General features: G+C 49.6%; 12 protein-coding genes. 5 read left to right on the forward strand and 7 right to left on the reverse strand.

Annotated elements, in window-relative coordinates; all coding sequences use genetic code 11:
* Positions 1 to 96: 96 nt before the first annotated feature.
* The 5 genes from ACN4EG_RS00440 to ACN4EG_RS00460 all read right to left on the reverse strand — a co-directional run bounded on the left by ACN4EG_RS00440 (position 97) and on the right by ACN4EG_RS00460 (position 6,842).
* Complete coding sequence (locus ACN4EG_RS00440; RefSeq protein WP_431627112.1) at positions 97 to 486, reverse strand: hypothetical protein; 390 nt, start codon at positions 484 to 486, stop codon at positions 97 to 99.
* A 251-nt stretch (positions 487 to 737) separates the two neighbouring features.
* Positions 738 to 2,330 carry an NAD(P)H-quinone oxidoreductase subunit 4 gene (locus ACN4EG_RS00445; RefSeq protein ID WP_431627113.1) on the reverse strand — a complete coding sequence of 531 codons (1,593 nt, stop codon included), beginning with the start codon at positions 2,328 to 2,330 and terminating at the stop codon, positions 738 to 740.
* A gap of 640 nt (positions 2,331 to 2,970) precedes the next feature.
* On the reverse strand, positions 2,971 to 4,464 hold the full coding sequence (locus tag ACN4EG_RS00450) for a type IV pilus twitching motility protein PilT (protein ID WP_431627114.1): 1,494 nt from the start codon (positions 4,462 to 4,464) through the stop codon (positions 2,971 to 2,973).
* Between the two features lie 250 nt (positions 4,465 to 4,714).
* Positions 4,715 to 5,686, reverse strand: coding sequence for a glycosyltransferase family 2 protein (locus ACN4EG_RS00455; protein ID WP_431627115.1), 972 nt, complete (start codon positions 5,684 to 5,686; stop codon positions 4,715 to 4,717).
* Positions 5,687 to 5,855: 169 nt separating this feature from the next.
* Positions 5,856 to 6,842, reverse strand: a complete 987-nt coding sequence (locus ACN4EG_RS00460) for a hypothetical protein (RefSeq protein ID WP_431627116.1) — start codon at positions 6,840 to 6,842, stop codon at positions 5,856 to 5,858.
* On the opposite strand from ACN4EG_RS00460, the gene cobU reads away from it, so the two are divergent.
* A complete protein-coding gene (gene cobU, locus ACN4EG_RS00465; RefSeq protein WP_431627117.1) occupies positions 6,841 to 7,485 on the forward strand; it encodes a bifunctional adenosylcobinamide kinase/adenosylcobinamide-phosphate guanylyltransferase in 645 nt (214 codons plus the stop codon). The two genes, ACN4EG_RS00460 and cobU, sit on opposite strands and share 2 nt — an antisense overlap.
* Before the next feature lie 241 nt (positions 7,486 to 7,726).
* Complete coding sequence (locus ACN4EG_RS00470; RefSeq protein ID WP_431627118.1) at positions 7,727 to 8,170, forward strand: hypothetical protein; 444 nt, start codon at positions 7,727 to 7,729, stop codon at positions 8,168 to 8,170.
* 6 nt (positions 8,171 to 8,176) lie between these two features.
* Here the strand turns inward: ACN4EG_RS00470 and ACN4EG_RS00475 are convergent, their stop codons facing one another.
* Positions 8,177 to 9,241, reverse strand: coding sequence for a ribonuclease Z (locus tag ACN4EG_RS00475; RefSeq protein ID WP_431627119.1), 1,065 nt, complete (start codon positions 9,239 to 9,241; stop codon positions 8,177 to 8,179).
* A gap of 769 nt (positions 9,242 to 10,010) precedes the next feature.
* Here ACN4EG_RS00475 and ACN4EG_RS00480 point away from each other — a divergent pair.
* The 3 genes from ACN4EG_RS00480 (at position 10,011) to ACN4EG_RS00490 (ending at position 16,320) form a co-directional block, all read left to right on the forward strand.
* On the forward strand, positions 10,011 to 11,195 hold the full coding sequence (locus ACN4EG_RS00480; protein ID WP_431627120.1) for a SpoIID/LytB domain-containing protein: 1,185 nt from the start codon (positions 10,011 to 10,013) through the stop codon (positions 11,193 to 11,195).
* A 141-nt stretch (positions 11,196 to 11,336) separates the two neighbouring features.
* A complete protein-coding gene (locus ACN4EG_RS00485; protein WP_431627121.1) occupies positions 11,337 to 13,724 on the forward strand; it encodes a PhoX family protein in 2,388 nt (795 codons plus the stop codon).
* A gap of 463 nt (positions 13,725 to 14,187) precedes the next feature.
* A complete protein-coding gene (locus ACN4EG_RS00490) occupies positions 14,188 to 16,320 on the forward strand; it encodes an NACHT domain-containing protein (RefSeq protein WP_431627122.1) in 2,133 nt (710 codons plus the stop codon).
* 158 nt (positions 16,321 to 16,478) lie between these two features.
* Here ACN4EG_RS00490 and ACN4EG_RS00495 read toward each other — a convergent pair whose 3' ends face one another.
* Positions 16,479 to 20,813 carry a PAS domain S-box protein gene (locus ACN4EG_RS00495; RefSeq protein ID WP_431627123.1) on the reverse strand — a complete coding sequence of 1,445 codons (4,335 nt, stop codon included), beginning with the start codon at positions 20,811 to 20,813 and terminating at the stop codon, positions 16,479 to 16,481.
* Positions 20,814 to 21,009 lie beyond the last annotated feature (196 nt).

Consider the following 21,009-nt stretch of genomic DNA (forward strand, 5'->3'; position numbering starts at 1 on the left):
CCATCAAGCCAGCCCCGATCCTAACATCAACACTATTACGGAAGAACCAATGATTCTATAGTCGCGGCCATTGCGATGATCATTGCCTCGATCGCCTTACCAACCCGCTGAAACAGGAGTTGTAGTTGTTGGTTGATTGGGAGTTCCAGTAGCGCTGGTACCAGCACTATTTGCAGGAGTTGCATTGGTACCCGTCGAAGTTCCTGTATTAGCCGACTGTTGCTTTTGGCCCGGTTGAGATTGCTGTGCATCGCGGGGATTAGCCTCAACCGCTGTGGAGGTGACTTGGGCTTGTTTGTTGGCAGGCGCAACTGCTGAGGTAACCCCAGTTCGGTTAGGGGTGGTGTTATTGGTTGAAACCGGAGTGGCTTTGTTGGACTGCACTTGATTCGTTCCTAGAAAAGGACGAATTCCAGCCAGCGAGGCTAACCAGGCAAAAGATAGCAGAATGAGGACGCCTCCCACCACTCTACCAATAATATTCATACCCATAAATTTAGATGAAATGAGTGAACAGCAAAATTTTCATGCTCTAACTCATTGTATTGGGGTTGCCCAAAATAGTGACATGATTTCACGAACTTTCAGGATCTGTGGGGATTTTTAAGGCTTAGACAATCAAGTACAAATTCCTAACAAACAAGACCCCTAAAGAAGCGATTCTTCAGGGGTCTTGGCGTTTATAAGGATTGTTTCAACCGCTAGCACGATGCTGGGGGAAGCAATGATTGAACAATCTATTTCACGATCGAGACAAGCTTAGGTGCAGCAAGCTCAGGAGCCATAGAAACTTGGGGGAATTGCGTCGGCTGACCTGCTAAGGTAGGCAACGCATTCCGAGCATGGCTCGCGATTTGGACTGTTTTCACATCATAGGTTTGGGTTACTAGCTTGGGATACAAGCCAATACCCATGATGGGTAGCAAAAAGCTGGCAGCAATAAACAATTCACGGGGCTTCACATCCAAGAAGACTTGACCTTCCACTGCTTTGCCTTCCTTGCCATAGAACATTTCCCGCAGCATGGAGAGCAGATAGATCGGCGTGATAATTAGACCGACCGCCGCCAGTACAACCACAACGGTTTTGAATTCCGTGCTGTAGATATCACTGTTGCTGAAGCCGAGGAAGACCATTAATTCCCCAACGAAGCCGCTCATTCCCGGCAACGCCAAAGACGCCATAGAAGCTGTAGTAAACAGGGCAAAAGCCGAAGGCATTTTCTTGCCCAATCCGCCCATTTCATCCAAGTTCAAGGTATGGGTTCGATCGTAGGTAACCCCAGCCAGGAAGAAGAGGGCTGCAGCAATCAACCCGTGGGACACCATTTGTAGAACCGCTCCACTCATGCCCAGTTCCGTATAAGAGGCCACCCCAAGTAAGACAAACCCCATGTGGGAAATGGAGGAATAGGCCATCCGCCGCTTGAGATTCCGTTGAGCAAAGGAAGCCAGTGAACCGTAGACAATATTGACAACACCTAGTACTGCCAACACCGGGGCAAAGTAAACATGGGCATGGGGCAGCATTTCCACGTTCATGCGGATCAAGGCATAGCCCCCCATTTTGAGCAGCACCCCAGCCAGAATCATCGAAACGGGTGCAGAGGCTTCTCCGTGGGCATCGGGCAACCACGTGTGGAGGGGGAATACAGAGAGCTTGACACCGTAGGCAACCAGTAATCCCGCATAAACTAAGAGTTCAAATCCTAGTTTGTAATCCTTCAGGCCCAGTTCCGTCAAATTAAAGGTGACATTGCCGCCATAAAAGGCCATGGCCAGCCCAGCAACCAGGATAAAAATCGACGCGATCGCGGTATAGAGAATAAACTTGGTGGCAGCGTATCGACGCTTGGCCCCCCCCCAAACAGCAATTAAGATATAAACCGGAACCAGTTCCAGTTCCCAAATGCAGAAGAACTGCAACAAATCCTGGGCACAGAACACCCCAATTTGGGCGCTGTACATTAGCAGCATCAGAAAATAAAAAAGCCGGGGCTTTTCCTTCACCTGCCACCCGGCCAGAATAGAGAGAGTCGTAACCAATCCCGTCAGAACCACCAGCGGCATCGAAATACCATCGATCGCTAAGGACCAATTCAGCCCCAGTTGGGGAATCCAGGAATAATTTTCAACGAGTTGATAGGCGGACTGAGTGAAGTCGTAGTGCTGCCAAAGGGCGTAGATGATGAGTGCAAAATTGGTCAGACCCACACCCAGGGCATAGGAACGGACGGTTTTGCCTTCTTTGTCGGGCAGAAACGGGATGAGAAGCGACGCCACGATCGGCAATAGGATAATGGCGCTGAGCCAAGGAAATGCAGTGTTCACGACGAGAACCTGTAGAGAATCATCAGTGAAATGGACAGTGGGCTATCACCGGGATGAACCTAACCCAGAGATTCAATCCGCAAAGAAAAGTCATCAACTTTGGAGAGATCAAACTCACTGTTTGGGTGGGTTTGCAAACGTTGCAGGACTGTGACCGGATCGGAGTCTCATAAGTGAGGCGCTGACCATCCACGCATCCCACAGGGGTTTACTAGCTATCTTTGCGAATCAAACTTACGAACGAGTATGGTTTAGTAACCGTGATGAGAATAATTACCTACTTGATTATAGTACCCATATGTAAAGTTAGATAAACTTCATCAAAACAATATAACGGTTTGTAAATTGTCTCGGTTCCATAGGCTTGGAAAGTAGATAGGTTAAACCTCTCAGACTTCTGAATCACCCAGGCAAGACGAATAAAAAGAACAGGGAAACATAAAGCTAAAACACGAAGCACCTTGAATATTCAAGATATTCGTAATATATGTTTACAATTCTAGGCGGACAATTCCGTATTTTTCAAAAACTTAATGATTGAGTGAAATTGGTGTAAAACTTAACAATTTGGATGTTTTTGGATCCAAAAATTTTCTATTCGGTAGGATTTTGAAGCCAAGATTCTGTCTTTCGGGGCTCTTTAGCTCAAAATTTGCTCACGGTAATCCTTGCTGTGTAGACCCGATCGACTCGATCGACGAGTCACATTTTTCAGCATGTAGTGCAGGTCATCGGGGTTCATCGATGCGGCCAAAGCCTCTTCCTCCGTAATTTGGCCTTGATAGTGGAGGTCATAGAGCGCCTGGTTGAGGGTTTGTGCGCCGTCTTTCCCCTCTTCCATCACTCGACTAACCGCGTCTAGATCGCCCTTTTGCAGATAATCTCGAATGGTTTCCGTATTGAGCATGACTTCCAACGCCGCAATCCGTCCCCCCGATGGAGTCGGCACGAGTACTTGGGAAATCACCGCTTGCATCGCTTCAACAATCTGGTGGCGGACAGTTTCTTGTTCTTCCGGCGTGTAGAAATTAAGGATTCGCTTGAGGGCATTAACGGTACCCTTAGTATGCAGAGTCCCCAACACCAAGTGCCCGGTCAGTGCAGCACGAATCGCAGTATCCACCGTTTCCCGATCGCGCATTTCACCAATGAGCAAAATATCCGGATCCTGCCGCAGGGCCGATCGCAGAGCTTCCTTAAATTCGTGGGTATGCAGCCCCACTTCCCGTTGCGTAATCAGCGATTGATTGGAGGTGTGGATATATTCGATCGGGTCTTCGATCGTGACGATTTTGCGGCAGAAGGCATCATTGACATGGCGTAGCATTGCCGCCAAAGTCGTTGATTTCCCTGTATTCACCGGCCCCGTCACTAGGACTAATCCCTGACGTTCTTCGGCAAGGCGACCTAGGATTTCAGGCAAGTCGAGATCGGCGATCGTGGGCACATTGAGGGAAATCAACCGTAACACCATGACCCCACCCATGATTGACTGGGCACAGTTCAACCGACAACGCACGAGGTTTGGGTAATAAATCGCGGTATCCAGTTCCCAATGCTGATGGAAAAACGTGCGCTGCTCCGGTGACAGCACTTCCTCTAAAAACGTTTCAAATTGGCGAGCAGTAATCACACCATAACTGGGTTGAGGCTGAATTTGGCCTTGAACCCGAAAACGGGGTACCTCCCCCACTTGCAAATGAATGTCCGAAGCCCTTTGCTGGTAGGCATCCTGAACCAGGCTTAGAATTGTGGTGAGTCGATTATCAGATACCGTTTCCAGTTGAATGTTGCTAATGCTGAGAGATTGGATACCTTGAGTGGTGGGACCGCAGTTAATCCGAGCCGTCAAAAACCCTGGAAGGGTCAGCAGCGTGTCTAATTTTTGCTGAGTGCGATAAATCTGTACTAAATCCAGGGGCAGGAGATCCTGAACATATTGGCTAAAGCGTTCTGGCGTGACGATCGGCAATTGTCCCTGGGGCATGAGCTTGCCATGGAGACGGTAGAACGGTGATCGGCCAATTTGGATATAGAGTGCCGTTGCTCCCTGGTGATACGCCGTATAGATCAGTTGCCGAAATTCGGAGAGCTGATCCGTTGCCGACATAGGATTGGCTTGGATTGCAGTCATAGCAAATGTGACAGCGGATGTGACGATTGATTTAACAGGAGGTTGACAGGCAATGACAAGGGAACGGGATTTGGCAAGGAATTTGACGAAAAATTAGGGTTGGAGTTCTCTAAATTTAGAACTGTCTAAATTTGGAACTGTTTCAATTTGGAATTGTTTCAATTTGGAATTGTCTAACTATCGATCCAGTGGCAATTCTTGGGCAGACGGTTAACGGGCGGTTTATTAGCTGAGTTTAATGTACAAATTTTTAATCGACAGATTTCTTGCTGCCGTGCGCGAGGGAAGGAGTTGCGAACAAACCTTGACAAGCTTTACCAAGGTAGCCAATTTGTCCATAGCTATATACCCAATTTTCAAAGGATTCTGCCGGTTTCCGCCAAAATTTGATCGCTTTATAGCAACCGCGCAGTAGTCGCTCGCTGCCCCGCAGTAGTTGCGCCAGTCCCGCTTCTCCGACTAACTGCTCTCGGTAGCATTCGCTAATCCCCTGCCACCACCCCCGTTCTAGAAACCAACGTCGCTGAACTCGCTCAGGGGCCACATGGTGAGCCACGATCGCAGTGGGTAAGTAAGCCACTCGCCAGCCAGTTTGCAGGGCGAGATTAGTCATGTGTAATTCTTCATTGGAGAGCAAATTTTTACCCACCCGTCCCAGATTGAGGTCAAAGCCCCCCACTTGGTCAAGGAAGCCGCGACGCAGAGAATAATTAAGGCCGCGCGGGGTAAGTCCTGGGGTCTGAATCTCAACAACCCGATCGCCCAAGTCATAGGCTCCTAAATTGCCAGCTAACCCGGCTGAAAGCCAGGACGGTGGAGTCAGCCCATCCGTCCAGAGCAACGTGACTTTGCCTCCCGCGATCGCTAGCTTAGGATCTTCCGCATAGGCATCCACGAGGATTTGTAGCCATTCTGGGCTAGCGATCGCATCATCATCGAGGTAAGCCAAAATTTCGGCCTGTGCTACTTGAGCTCCAGTATTGCGGGCGATCGACAGCCCAACTCGGGGTTCATACACATACTGGATGCGAGGATCGGCTATATATCCCTCTACCACTGACCTTGTGTGATCGGTGGAAGCGTTATCCACCACAATCAGTTCGAAGGCTGCACAGGTTTGCTGGAGCAAGCTTTCGATCGCTTTACCTAAATAGCGATCGCGGTTATGGGTGCAGATAATTGCCGAAATTTTGGGGTTCGGTTGGTTAGGACAGGGTGACATAGGAACCAAAAGAACAAGCCATTGTTGTCAGGTTTAACGCAGAACTCAAAATTTCTCAACACAAGCCTTAGTAATCCTTGGGTGATACTTATCCTGGAATTTAAATCCTGGAATTCAGATCTTTGAGTTGCCTTCAACTGTCAACGAATGGATGATGACGCCCACCATGCTATTGCTTCAGGCGGCCATGTAGCATCACGAGATCTTCGGATAGTTGTCCCAATCGACTTTCTAAATCCTGCTGGCGGGCGAGTAGTTGGCGAAGACGATGGTGGCGGGCGATCGCAAGACTCACGGTGGGCACCTGCTCTGCTGGACAGGGACAAGACCAAACTCGGCCATCGGCATTTAAGCCACAGAGTCGATATCCCGCACCATTGACCAAAACCCGCTCTGGTTGGATTTCTCCGGACTGCAATTTTTCGACAAACTGAATTAGTTGTGAAATTTCCGCATGTTTGAAGGCCACAGTTTCCACATGGGGCACATCACCCGTAGATTCTAGCCAGCCATCAACGATCGGCCCTTCGATGTAGAGATCCTGAATTTGTCGCACCACTTGGGCCAATTCCACGTGCCAACCTTCGGCAATCCCTAACATTTCCCGCAGGAGACTGGCTGCCAGTCCTGGATTTGCACCATTCCGGTGGCTGGAAAATTGTACCGATTTCATCTTGGGCAAATGCAATGCCTTGGGGGTGGCATCTGTTGCTTTGCCAGAATGACTTACCCCAGAATCCGGCATTGCGGGAGCAGGTGAAGAGGGCTGGGAAGCTACTGTGGTGCGTCCCGACGGTTTTGGAGTCTGATCGATCGAAGCGCGATCGGCCATCAGAGCAACCCCATGGGGCGTTGGCAAATGCAATTCAGTCAAAGGAGCGATAGTTGCAGACTTTTCAGGCGGAGCGATCGTAGAAACAGCCGTTTGAGCAGACGCCATTTGAGCAGACGCAGAATCGGAAGGCGCAGGCAGAGTGGGAGATACAGCTATTGGAGGAGCGGAGACAGACTTTGGACTCACTTCAAAGGACACCGATCGTTCCACTGGAGTTTGACGGCGTACCGTGCTGGCACTGGCAAAACCGGCGGCAATCTCGTTGGGACGCTCAAGACGATGCAGGGTTTGCTCAATGCGTTTGAGGTTTGCTTTCATCATGTCAAACTCGGAGGTGATTGGCCCAAGCCCCGATCTGCCAGGGTTTGGAATGACCTATTGTATACGTCGATATTTAAAAATGGTGCAGATTTTAAGAATGATCATTTTAGTCACTGGCCCTGCCCGATCGGGCAAAAGCGAATGGGCAGAACAGCTAGCCCAGCAGTCGGGTAAATCAGTGGTGTACCTAGCAACCGCGCAAATTGACCCTACGGATCAGGAGTGGCAAGCCCGCATTACCCAGCATCAACAACGCCGTCCTCGTCACTGGCCAACCTGGGCTGAACCAATCGCTCTAGCCGATCGACTCGGCCAATTACAGCCGCAACACTGTTGCCTAATCGATTCCCTGGGAACTTGGTTGGCGAACCTGTTGGAGCAGGATGAATCCACCTGGAAAGCCACCGTGGCAGAGTTGCTGCAAGTTTTGAGAACACAATCAGCAGATTTAATTTTTGTAAGTGAAGAAACAGGCTGGGGGGTCGTTCCGGCCTATCCCTTGGGACGCCTATTTCGCGATCGGTTGGGCAGCCTCACCCGCCAAATTGCCACGATCGCCGATGTTACCTATCTCGTCACAGGGGGCCATGTACTCAATCTCAGTCAGCTTGGCCAAAAGCTAGACATCAATGGCACTCCATAGAACTGGATGGTGCGATCGCACTCTAAACTTCAGACTTTATTTACATTTCTCACTAAGCGACCACACTAGCATGGAGTTAATGCAATCCCCTCATACTAATTCTTCCTATTCATTTCTCCCATTTCTCAACAATTTTTTCCGCTTTTAACCGCCCCAAGTCCTCCATCGATTTACCTCTGTTGGTCGATTTATTTACTTGAAGTCGATTTATTGGCGTCAGTCCCCTAGAGTTTTGTCACTTATGGCTTCCGTATCCCATGTCAAACACTACGTTGCCTACTGGTTGCAGTTGGGTAAGTCATTGGTGATTCAGTCCCACCAACGTACACTCAAAACGCCTCTACTCATCATCGATGGCGAAAAATATAGTGCTGAATTTGAAGATTCCTGGCAGCAAGCCCTCCGCCATGCAAATACCAGTTACTTAGAGAGCACTTCCCAAACAATCGCTGAACTGCTCACCCCAGAATGGGAAATTGTGATGTGTGCTCGCTGTCCTATGCCGATCGCGCTCAAGGTAGCAGGCATTTCCAATAACAACTGTCCCTGTCAGGATCTCAATAGTTGGCCCAATGCAGAAACTCTGCCCCCCCGTTCTCCTGTTGTGTCCCAAGCGGTTTTGTTGGATATTTGTGAGAACTTAAGGCGCAATGAACATCACTATCCTCGATCGGCCCCTGCATAGGGAAGCCTAGGACGACTTAGCAGAGGACTTAGAATTTGACTTAGCATTTGACTTGCGTGGCGTATTGCGACTTTTCTTCGGGGGGGGAAGTTCTGAAGGATCCACTACAGGTTCTGTAATCGGTTCCGCAGATTCGCTGATACGCCGCCGGGGAACTTCATAGGCCCAAAAATCGCGGGCCATTTCTGTTTTTGGAAAAATCGCTCGCGCCTCCGCTAGCAAATCCTTGAGTTCAATCTCATTGCCTGGAGCATAGCGCGGGCTAAAGTGCGTCATGATAAGCGTTTTAACCTGGGCTGCTAGGGCAACTTGAGCAGCCATGGTGGTGGTGGAGTGCAACCGTTGGAAGGCCATCTCCGCATCCTGGTGGGCAAAGGTTGCTTCATGGATCAGCACATCTGCATCCTGAGATAACTCGATCGCCGATTCGCAGAAAACGGTATCCGTACAGTAGACCACCTTGCGGCCTAGTTCTGTTGGCCCTACAAACTCTTGGCCATTGAAGGTGCGCCCATCCTCTAAGGTAACGGTTTCTCCCCGTTTGAGACGACCATAGACTGGCCCGAAGGGAATCCCTAATTCCTGGGCCTTGGCAACGTTGAATTCCCCCGGTCGATCGTGCTCAATGATGCGATAACCGTAGGCTGGCACCCGGTGTTTCAACATCGTGCAGTGCACTGCGAAGGTGTCATCTTGAAACACCATCCCAGGCCGCACTGTATGAACTCGAACGGGATAGGAAAAATGGGTTTGGGAATAGCGCCGACTGGCCTTGATGTACTCGTCCAGATCTGGGGGGCCGTAAATATCGATTTCCTGGGCATTTCCAGCCAAGCCACAACTGGCCAAAAGTCCCATCAGGCCAAAAATGTGATCCCCATGCATGTGGGTGATGAAAATACGGCGGATCTGACTCACCCGCAGGTCACTGCGCAGAAACTGGTGCTGGGTGCCTTCACCACAGTCAAACAACCAAATTTCCGATCGCTGGGGTAGCTTTAATGCCACTCCAGAGACATTACGGGAGCGGGTTGGCACCCCAGAACTTGTTCCAAGAAATGTTATCTGCAAGGCTGTCTTTGCTCAACACAGAATTTTGTAAATCAAGTTCTATAGTGACACAGGAACTTCATACCCTGGTCAAAGTTCATTCAAACTGACCGAGTAATTTAAAGACTAATTTTATTTTGCAACTCTTTTTATTTTGCAACTCTGAAAGTCACCGTTAAAAGTCACTGTTCAAATTTCCAGTGGCTTTTACGGAGGGTGCTCGATCGATTGCGCTAGGAGGCAATTCTGCTCAGGGCTTGACCTTGGCAGGGTCGAAATAGTCAAGGTTTAGCAAGACTTTATGTTCTCTCTAGAAAATTTAGAAACACTTAATCACGCTAAGTCTGATGGAGAATGTCGTAGATAGCCCAATTTCACTCTACCGCTAGAGTGAGCTCCGGTAAAATCGGCCCGTCGATGGGTCATTTTTTCAAGTTATCTCGATCGTCAGTCGCTCTCCCTTGGCCAAATTCGTCTATCCTAGCAACGAGATTGAGCGCTGAGATTGAGCGCTGAGCGCGAATGCATCCGGATGAATCCGTAGGCATTGTGCTATAGGAAACGGTGGTGATTTGAAGTATGACTTACATTAGGTCAGCTTCCTCAGTGAAACCACTGAAATTCTAAGACTCACGCTTAAAGATCGATCGGTTCTAAAGAAGAATGGTGAATCCTGTTAGAGTTCTCCAATTCAATTTCAATCTCAGTTGCTCAACCATCTTTAGTTGCACACCGTTTGCAGTTCCTCCCATTTGTCTTGTTCCTCACACCCCAAAGGAGACCTGAAATCATGACCCCGCGAACCGCCCTCCCTTTCCTAGCCTCAGCGCTGAAAATGGCAGGACGGCACGGGTGGCTGACTGCCCTACTGTGGTTAGTCGTCATTGCCCCGGCCCAAGCAGCCCTTGAACTCCGTGTCGCGATCGAAGAAAACGTCCCCAGCGTCAAAGTCGGCAGTTCCGTCGATGCCGTTGTCCGCGATGCCGCCTCTGGCCAAGTACTGGGGAATATCCAAGGTATGAACGGCTTTGAAGCCCAACGAGGCGGACGAGGCATTGCTCTAGATAAATGGACGGGAAGCAGCCTGTCGATCGAACCCAAGGATCCCAATGGTGTTGTCTGGATTGGCTCGCGGTGGTATCGCGGCAAGGCGGTTTTGGTGCCTGCGGGTTCGGGCCTTACCGCCGTCAATCGGGTGGATTTGGAACAATATCTGTACAGCGTCCTCGGTGGCGAGATGAACGGCAATTGGAACCAGGAAGCGCTCAAAGCTCAGGCTGTGGCTGCTCGCTCCTATGCCCTTTACCGTCGTAACCGGGATGGTAACAGCATTTCCGACCTGTGCGATACGGCCCAGTGCCAGGTCTATCGTGGCGTTCAAGATGAATCCGCTGGCACCCAAGCGGCGGTGAATGCAACGGCAGGACAAGTCTTGACCTATAAGGGCAAAATCATTGAAGCGCTCTTTCACTCCTCCTCCGGTGGCGCAACGGAAAATGTAGAGGATGTTTGGGGTTCCTATGTGCCCTACCTACGGGCTGTCACAGATTATGACGAGACGGCTCCCGTGTATCAGTGGAGCAAAACCTATAGCCAGAACGAACTCAGCAATTTGATTAGCGGCGTAGGTCAGGTGCGGGACGTGCAACCCGTCGGTAAGCCAACGGCAGGCGGACGCTATCGCAAAATGCGCATTGTGGGCGATCGGGGCCAGCGGGATATCAGCACGGAAGATCTGCGTGATGCCTTGAGCCTGCGGAGTTCCAAATTCACGATCGTCTCTCAGTTCGACCAAACCAAGAGCAATAATAAGCAGCGTGCCGCTAACTTTGTGGTGCAAGGTCGCGGCTTTGGCCATGGCCTAGGAATGAGCCAGTATGGGGCTCTGGGGTTAGCCAATCGCGGATTAAACTACCAACAAATTGTCCTGCATTACTACCAAGGCACCCAGTTGGCCAAAATTGACGTGCGTTAGGAGAGAATTTGCCCTAGAGTTAACCCGGTGATTATTCTTTCTTAAATCGAATGTAGCCAGTCCCTTAAAGTCCCGTCCGTATGATTGCGGAAGATTTTGATTTCGTCACGTTCGTTCGCGGGACTCTTCTAGAGATTGGCTATGACGCACTTAAATCGCAGACAGCTTCTGATCTTTTTTGGGGCAAGCGCGGTCACGACTGCCTTGGCTCCCACGGCCTTGAATCGCTTTTTAGGGGGGACGGATGTCGTCCTCGCAGCCGAAAAGCTCCTAGGCTTTACCCCGGTTCGTGTTCCCCATTCCCTGCCGATTTTCAAGGAAACCCCAACCTATTTGGCTTCCTCGATCGGAGTCGGTTCCACGTTGCCTAAGGCGACTGCGTTTGAACAACTCCACTTAAATGCCTACTCTCCGATCGACGATGTCGTCGTCCCCCCCGAGTACGAGCGCTACGTGATTGTCAGTTGGGGCGATCGGGTCTTCCCGAACCCAGAAGAGTACTTTGGTTACAACTGTGACTACACGGGCTATGTGCCTATTCGCGAAGAAGAAGAAGGCTGGCTGTGGGTAAACCATGAGTACGTCAGCTATCCCATGTCCCGCTTTGCGCCGGATACTCCAGCGGATGTTAAAGATACCAGCCTATATCCTGAATCCGCTCCAGTTGTCTTGGGCAAAGATTTCCCCAATACCCTCGATCTCACCCTGCGGGGAGAATTCCTCTATAACCTGGGTGGCTCGATCGTCCGCATCAAAAAGCAGAACGATCGGTATCAACCCGTCAGCGATCGTAAAAATCGGCGGATCCATGGTCTATCGGGCCTAGGCATTAACGCTAGCCGCAAAGACAGCTACGCCAGCATCACCGGCTGGGGGACAAAGTCCTACCAAAAGGGCGATCAAAACTACCTGATCGGGACAGGCCCAGCCGTTAAGGAAGTCTTTGAAGCGGTCAATGCCGACGGATTGGGCAACCGCATTATTGGCACGGCCTACAACTGCTCCGGCGGAACTACCCCCTGGGGCACGGTTGTGTCTGCTGAGGAAAATTTCCAGGGCAGTGCTGATTTCTTTATCGGGGTGACGGAATCGGTCAAACCCAACGGCAGCCAAACCAGCTACACCGCAGGCACGACGGGGGCTGAGTTTGGTTTGGTGGGTGAAAAATACGGTTGGATGGTGGAAATCGATCCCGCCGACCCCAACTTCCGTCCTCGTAAACACACGGCTCTGGGACGCTTCCGCCACGAAAACATCACCGTGCGGGCTGAGGCAGGTCGTAAGCTGGTGGCCTACATGGGCGACGATCGGCGTGGGGGCCACACCTGGAAATTCGTCAGCAACAGCACCGTCAGCAATGCCAAGAGCAAAGCCAACAGCCGCCTATTTGAAAATGGTGTGCTCTACGTTGCAAAGTTTAATCCTCCCAGCAATTCCCGCCGACCGGATGAGGGCACTGGCGAATGGATTCCCCTCACCTTGCAGACCCCGACCAATCCGATTTCTCCCAGTGTTTTGTCCAGCGTTGAATTCCAAGCCCTCGGAGCCGCCCAACGCAACGGTCGTTTGCCCTTGCCTCGCCGGAATGGGATCGCTGGACAAACTAGCGATGGCGGCACCTTCAACTGCGAGCGTACCAACGAAGCCACCGCCCTTCCCGGTTATCGGAATAAAACCTTGGCGAACTTCTACACCTCCCAAGGGGCTGTGCTGTGCGATGCATTTCTCGCCGCTAATTTAGTCGGTGGAACCCCAACAGCCCGTCCAGAGGATTTGGAAATCAATCCCAAGAATCCCCGCGAAGTCTTCATTGCCTATACCGATGGCGCACCGGGCGGTGATGGCTATCCCGACTCCCGAATTTTTGTCGTCGCCAAGTACTCCGGCGGCAATAACGACACGCAGCAGTACGGTGGATTGTATAAGATTATCGAAGACAGTGCAGACAGCACAGGCCGCACCTTTAAGTGGAAACGGTTGGAACAAGGCGGAGAAGCGGGTTCGATCGATGGCGCAGGCTTCGCTAACGTAGACAACCTTGCCTTTGACCAGAAAGGCAACATCTGGGGCGTGACCGACATGTCCACAGGGCTGCACAATGGCTTTGAGACCGGGGCTGCGGGCAAGCCGACAGACATTAGCCATGCGCCATCGGGTAACGTTGGCAATTTGGTGGGTGTTTTTGGTAATAACTGGCTGTTCTATATTCCCCTCAAGGGACAACATGCGGGACAGGTCGTGCCCTTTGCCTATGGCCCGCCCCGCTGCGAAATGACTGGCCCAACCTTTGTGGGTAATACGCTGATTCTCTCGGTGCAACATCCCGGCGAAGATTGCCCTTACCAACCGCAGGTGAATTTGAATCGATCGGTGGAAATGTTGGCATTGAATGGGTCGATCGTTTACCAGAACCGTACGGTACCGCGCGGCAGTAACTGGCCCAGCAACCTGAAGGGTAACCCCAACGGAGCACCCAAACCTTCTGTCATCGGAATTCGGCCTAAAAAATCGGGATCGAAATTCGTTTAAGCTTTGCTGTTTAAGCTTTAAGAGAATAGTAATGGGGTTCCGCCAAACGACTGAACTTTTGGTAGGCCACCTAGTCATCTTCACTTTTGGCTTAACTTGGGCAACTTAAATTTAAGCCTCCTGCAAAACAGGGTTGCCATCACAACCATTGCACGGGGGTTATATCACTTGCTCAATCACATGGGATAGGTGCCACTGGCACTTATCCCTCTTTTTTGGCGTCTGGGGGTACGAAAGGAATGCTCGCTTGTAGAATATTAGCGACTGCTCAGTATTCGTGACGGCTCAGTATTGATGACTGCGTCGTCAATACTGAGCCGTCAAATTTGCGCTGCGTGGCTATTGGAATGATTAATAGATTTTCTGAATCAGAGATTGTTTAAGATATTTCGACCATCTGGATTGAAGCTAATCTGGACTGAAGCTAAAAAATGAGTGATGTTGTGAGCTGAAGCGGAATGTAATGGGTGTGTGGCCAAGTACGATCGGCAGTGAACTAAGCCTTGTCCTGTGGCAGAGGGAGGGCTGGCTACTTGCGAGTGCAGATTCGTCCTTGCCCACTTGGCTAGAGCAACTATTACAAAATTCGCCCTTAGGTTCTGTGGTGGGAACGTTTGTAGCCTTGGCAGGCGCACTTACGTTTTTATCTACACAGACGGAAACGATTCAAAAGTTAATTGAGTCTTGGCGGACGATCGCGGGATTTTTTCGATCGCCTACACAATCGAATCCCCCGATCGACACCACCGAAAATCGGCGGCGATTTTTGCGAGTCCTAAAAAGTGAAATTGCCCGCCGTCGCCAGGATTCGCTGCACAATTTGGTTGTGATTGACCTAATGCTGCAAGATCAGCCTGAGCAAGTCGGGCGGCTCCAACTTCCAGAGTTAGCCATTCCCCAGGAATCTCAGGTGGAGCGCACTCTGCAAATCGGCAATCAACCGGCTGTCGCGATCGCCAATGTGCGGACGTTGTTTGATGTATTTAATCAAGTGGACATTGATGGGAAATTGCTAATTCTAGGGAAACCGGGTTCAGGCAAAACGACAGAAATTCTCAAATTTGCCGCCGAGTTAATCGATCGGGCCGAAGCGGATGCTACCGCTGCCCTTCCTGTAATCCTAGAACTTTCGTCTTGGCGCGACGAAGGCACCCCGATCGCCCATTGGATGATAGGTCAACTGAAAAAACAATATAACGTACCGTTGCCCGTGGCCCAGCAATGGTTACAGGATGAACAACTCGTCTTGCTGTTGGATGGACTCAATGAATTGGGTTTGGTACAGCAGGTTAAATGCATTCGAGCCATTAATCAATTTTTGGCAGAAACCGCCTATCCTCACTTTATTGTTTGCTGTCGGGAAGAGGAATATCAAGCGGGGGAGGCCAAACTATCGCGGTTGAATGGAGCGATATATTTGCAACCTTTAACGGATACACAAATATATCAATACTTGCAGCAGGTTAATCGCATTAGCCTCTGGGATAACATTCAACATTCCGGAGAACTGATGGAACTTGCCAGAATTCCGTTATTACTCACGATGATGGTCGCAGTATACCAAGGGCGAACGATTCGTAAACCCCAGGAGTTATTTGATTTATATATTGAACAGCGCTTTAGTCAAGCGATCGTAAAAGCCCAGTATCCAGCAGGGAAAGAGCCATCCCGTAGCCAAACTCGGCAATATTTAATTTGGCTGGCACGACAACTGAAAGCCCAATCTAAACCGGAATTGTTAATTGAGCGCATTCAGCCCAGTTGGTTAGGACGACCCCGCGCGCGACTATGGTATCGATTAAGTTGTGGCGTAATCATCGGACTGTTGTATTTGATGATCACTTGGCTAGTCCTCTGGCAGCTAGGGTTTGGGTCTGCGGGCCGGGTCTTTGGGGTGATGGTTGCCGGGATGGTTGGATTTCTCTACGGAGTCTATAGCCGTGAGGATTTGCACCACTGGCTCTTACAATTTAAGGTGTTGCAGCCCCTCATAGAACTGTTGGACAATGAGGAAATTGAACCGATTCAACTAGGTTGGTCGTGGGAGCGAGCTCGATCGGGAACGATTGCAGGCTCAATGATTGGCTTGCTGCTAGGCACGATCGTGATTGTTTTCTTTTCCTATAAGGACTTCTTGGTCAAAGGTTTAGTATGGGGACTCTCCTTCGCAGGGAGTTATGGATTATTGATTGGCCTAGTCTCCGGTTTACAAGCGGGGATTCATACCAGTAATGAGCCCAATCAAGGCATGCGAGAGTCAGCCAGGAATGCGCTCACGATGTTTTTGATCGGGGTTCCGATGGGAATGATTCTGGCGACGATCGGTCTATTTTTACCCACCTCCCAAGTAGATTTATACCTCAATTTCTGGTTGGGAATGGGGTGCGGCTTATTTTCAGCCGTCTTAACCGGCGGACTCCCTTGTATTCAACATTTTGTGTTGCGAGTTTTGCTCTGGCGCAGTGGCATGATGCCGTGGAACTATGCCCGGTTTCTGAACTATGCCCACGACCTACGGTTAATGCAGCGGGTCGGGGGGCGTTATCGATTTATCCATGAGCTGTTACGGGAACACTTTGCTCAGATGCGTTCATAGTGCCTAGAATTGCTCAACGCCATTCATTTCATCGGACTGAGTTCAGAGACACTGATCCCAACACCCAACCCCAAAAAACAGCACCGCAACCCTAGAATTCATTACGATCGAAATCATAGTTGGCTAAGCTTCATCTCCCGAATCATTCATGTCCTTCTCTACAAATCAAAGACATCATGATTCCCTTGGACAAGATAATGAACACTGTACAATAGATTTTCTAAGGTATATGGCTTTTCTAAAAACAGCCGAGCCCCCACCGCCAATGCCGCTTCTCGGTGAGAGGATAATCCACTGACAGCAACGATGACTGCCTGCGGATTCATGCTTTTCAGAACTCGAATTGCTGTGATTCCATCCATATCTGGCATCATGATGTCAATAATAATAACTTTCACTTCATTACGATGTTGTGTATAGAGTTCGATCGCGTCTATTCCGTTGTTGGCGACTAAGGTGTTGTATTGATAATGTTCCAAGGACGCTCGAGTAGCTTGCTGTACAGGAATATCGTCTTCCACAATTAGCACCAATTCTCCCTCGCCCTCTGGACAGATTTCCACAGAACTTCGGGTTTCCAGGGTAGATTCGATCGCAGGTAAGTACAGCTTAAACTGACTGCCTTCACCAACTTGGCTCGTCAGTTGTAAAAAACCGCCGTGGTTTTTGACGATCCCCAAGACCGTTGAAAGCCCTAAGCCAGTGCCCGAACCGGGCTCTTTGGTCGTAAAGAAAGGATCAAAAATACGATCGCGAATTTCAGGCGGAATTCCCGTCCCGGTATCCGTGACTGTGAACAGGACATAATTCCCCACCTGACTATCCAAGGTCATCCGAGCAAAGATTTCATCCACATAAAAATTGTCCACGGATAGGGTGAGCACGCCGCCCTTGGGCATGGCATCCCGCGCATTGACGCACAAATTCAACAAGACCTGATGCAGTTGGGTGGCATTGGCGGAAACCAGCGCTAACGGGGTATCCGGAATCTTCTGGTAAATTTCGATCGATTTTGGGAAGGTCGGTTGGATCACCTTAATCACGTCCTGCAACAGCGACACCACTTCAACGGGAGTCTGTTCTCCACCGGTGCTGCGGGTAAAGGTCAGAATTTGTTGAATCATGTCTGCCCCCCGCCTCGCGCTATCTTCAACAATCTTGAGCATCTGTTGCGCTTGTTCTTCCTGTAAATTTAATGGTTTCAATTGTAAAAGCTTAGAAATCGCTAACACTGGCGTTAGTACATTATTCAAATCGTGGGCGATTCCACTTGCCAGCGTCCCTAAACTTTCTAGCCGTTGGGCTTGATAAAACTGTGCTTCCAGCAATTTCTTTTCTGTAATATCCGTATCGACTGAAAGAATAGATTGTGGTTTTCCAGATTCATCTCGGATCAATGTCCAACGGGTTTCCACCGTAATTTGCTTTCCAGTTTTAATCGTATTGCAAACCTCCCCCTGCCATTGGCCAGTATCCGAAACCCGTTGCACGATGGTTTCAATTGAAGCAGAGTAATCTTGAAGCAGCTGATCAGCCTGCTGCCCGATCGCCTCTGCCGCCGTCCACCCGTACAAGCGCTCGGCTGCTGGATTCCAATAGAGAATTCGGTTATTTAAATCCCGAACAAAAATGGCATCGGAGGCAATTTCTAACAAAGCCGCCTGTTCTCGGATTTTTTGTTCCGCTAATTTACGATCGGTAATATCGGTATGGGTACCAATTACCCGCAATGGCTTGCCATCGGCTGTCCATTCAATGACCTGACCCCGATCGAGAATCCATTTATAGCTACCATCATTACAACGCACTCGATGCTCACTTTTGTAAATTGGAGTTTTGCCTTGAAAATGCTGGTTTAGATCCGCATAGCATTGCTCTTTATCCTCCGGATGCACCCGGCTCTCCCACTCGTCCAAGGTATTGCCAATTTCAGAATCCGCATACCCTAACATGGCTTTCCATTGATGGGAAAAGAAGACGGTATTCGTCTGAGCATCCCAGTCCCAAATGCCATCACCAGATCCTTCTAGGGCAAATTGCCAACGGGCTTCGCTTTCTCGCAGGGCTTCTTCCACCAGTTTACGATCGGTGATATTGATCGCGGTTCCCACAATCCGCACAATTTCGCCTTGGTCATTTCTAATGGGTGAGAGGGTTGTCAACGTCCAGATCCTTCGCCCATCAAGAATATTTTGCTCTTCGTAGGAAATACTGGTATCGGATTGCAGACAACGCTCATAATTTTGCCGAAAGAATGCACCAATTTGGCTACCATAAGCCTCTTCCGGCGTTTTACCTTGGGAGTCCTGACTACTAACGCCACCATACTGTTCTGCTAAGTGATTAAAGCCAGCGTAGTAAAAATCATTGTTCCGGACATCAATAGCAAAGATTGCTTCATTCGCACCATTGTAGACACTGCTGAGAAACGCTTCCCGCTGTTGCAGTTCAATTTCAATCCGTTTGCGATCGGTGATATTGCGACTTAAGGTGGCAAGGGCGATCGGTTCTTCATTTTCGTCTCGAATACAGACTACATTGTAAATCATCCATAACGCTTCTCCAGTTTGAAAATGGCGAAACCGAATTTCCACCTCTGCCCGTCCATCCCGCAAGACCTGGGGAAAAAAATTATTGATAATAAAATCTTGATCTTCGGGAAAGAAACAATCTCGTACAGAGAGGTTCTGGAGGAAGGCAACATCAGAAAGCCCAAGCATTTGTTTGGCTGCCGCATTCACGTAAAACGGAACCCAATCCATCCCACAGATGCCAATAAATTCCGAACTATTTTCAGCCAGCGCCACAAATTTTCTGACTTCTAGCTCCGCTTGTTTACGATCGGTGACATCCTCCGCAATGCCTCCGTAGCGATAGACTTGACCGAATTCATCCCGAATGGCAAAGCCCCAATCCCAAATCCAGCGAACCGTGCCATCCGGCTGAATGATCCGATATTCCACAGCACTCGAGGAGCCTTGGCGCTGCTGTTGCAGTTTGGTTTGAACCCGATCGAGATCGTCGGGATGAATGGACTCTAACCAGGAATCAGGATATTCGATCAGACTTTGGCGCGACCGACCCCAAACCGTTTCGTAGGCCGGACTTACATAGAGATTATCAAGGGTCGTCGGATGGGCAATCCAAATTACCGCATGGCTATTTTCAGCAAACTGGCGAAAGATTTCCTCGCTTTCTTGGAGTTCTGTCTCCACCTGTTTACGATCGCTCACATCCCGCAAAATTGAAAGATGGCGACCGGGAATAAAATTGGCGATCGCGTTAAATTCAGTGGCTCTCGTTGTGCCATCAGGACGAAAAAGGCGAAACTCTCCCGAGAGTTGTCCAACCTGCAAAAACGTTTGCCAAACTTGAATGATATCCAAGCTGGGATCGGCAAAATTAGCCACACTGGCGCGTAACAGTTCATCTTTTGTGACGCCAAATAACTGACAGGCCGCTGGATTGGCATCAAGATATCGCCCTTCATCATCGGCAATCAAAATCGCATCCAATGCATAATCAAATAATGCTTGCCATTGATCGTGTTGCTGTTGTAGGGATTGATTGGTCGCAGTCAGTTCAGTGGTGCGTTCTATCACCCTTTGTTCTAAGGCATCCCGAGCAATTTGTAATTGTTGTCGTTCTTGGGCGATCGTTTGATAGGCATCTTGCAATTCTTGATTTTTCTGGCGTAATTCCGCTTGAGTCGATCGTAATTGTTCTAACGTTACCTGGAGTTGGGCATTGACGGCTTTTAATTCAGCAACTTGAGTCAGGGGGAGTTGATCGATCGCTGGGCCTCTCAACGGTGAGGCGTAGAGCGGATTCAATTGATAACCTTCTCTAGGTTTCGTTTTAATGAAATCCTTCGGTGCAGCAACGGCCATTAATTTTTTACGGAGTTCCTTAATATGAACTCGTACCGCTTCCTCTCCGGGGGCCTCCACCGAACTCCAGGCATGATCTAAAATTGCCTTTGCATGGAATATTTTCTGAGGTTCCCGCAACAAAAGTTCCAGAATCGAATATTCCTTGGGTGTCACAGACAGAAGATTTGTGTCATAGGCGACTCGGTGACTACTGGGATCCAGAGATAACTTGCCCCAGGTGAGAACTGGCTGACTAGCTGAACTGCCTCGCCGGAGCAATGCCTGAATCCGAGCGATCAATTCTGCGACATCAAAGGGCTTAACAACATAATCATCCGCACCAGCATTCAGGGCGATCGTCTTCTGCTGCACATCCGCTTGGCCCGTTAGTAGCAAAATCGGCTGCAGAAACCCCTGGGCGCGAAGCCGCTGACAAACACCAACGCCATCCAACCGAGGCAACCCCAGATCCAGCAGGATCAAATCGTATTCAAAAGCCTCAGCCATTTCTAAGGCAGCTTCGCCATCAGTGGCTAAATCAACCGCGTAATGATGGCTGGTCAGCAATAGGTTCAAAGCTTGGGCAATGATGTATTCATCTTCAACCACTAGAATCTTCATCCTTACCCCCCAGATCTAGTACTCTAGAGCAGCATTTTGCAAAGCTTTTTCCGGTAACTGCTGTAATTTCCTCAGCTTCAATTACTTTCTGGAATCCTTACTTTCAGAATAACTTAATTATTAGACCTGTTGGGATATAACGAAGAAAATCGCTGAAATAATGCTTACACAGCTTGAGTTTCAAGCATTTTTACCA

Origin of the sequence: Alkalinema pantanalense CENA528 (assembly GCF_050753345.1) — a bacterium.
In the GTDB taxonomy this organism is placed as follows: Bacteria; Cyanobacteriota; Cyanobacteriia; order Leptolyngbyales; family Leptolyngbyaceae; genus Alkalinema; species Alkalinema pantanalense.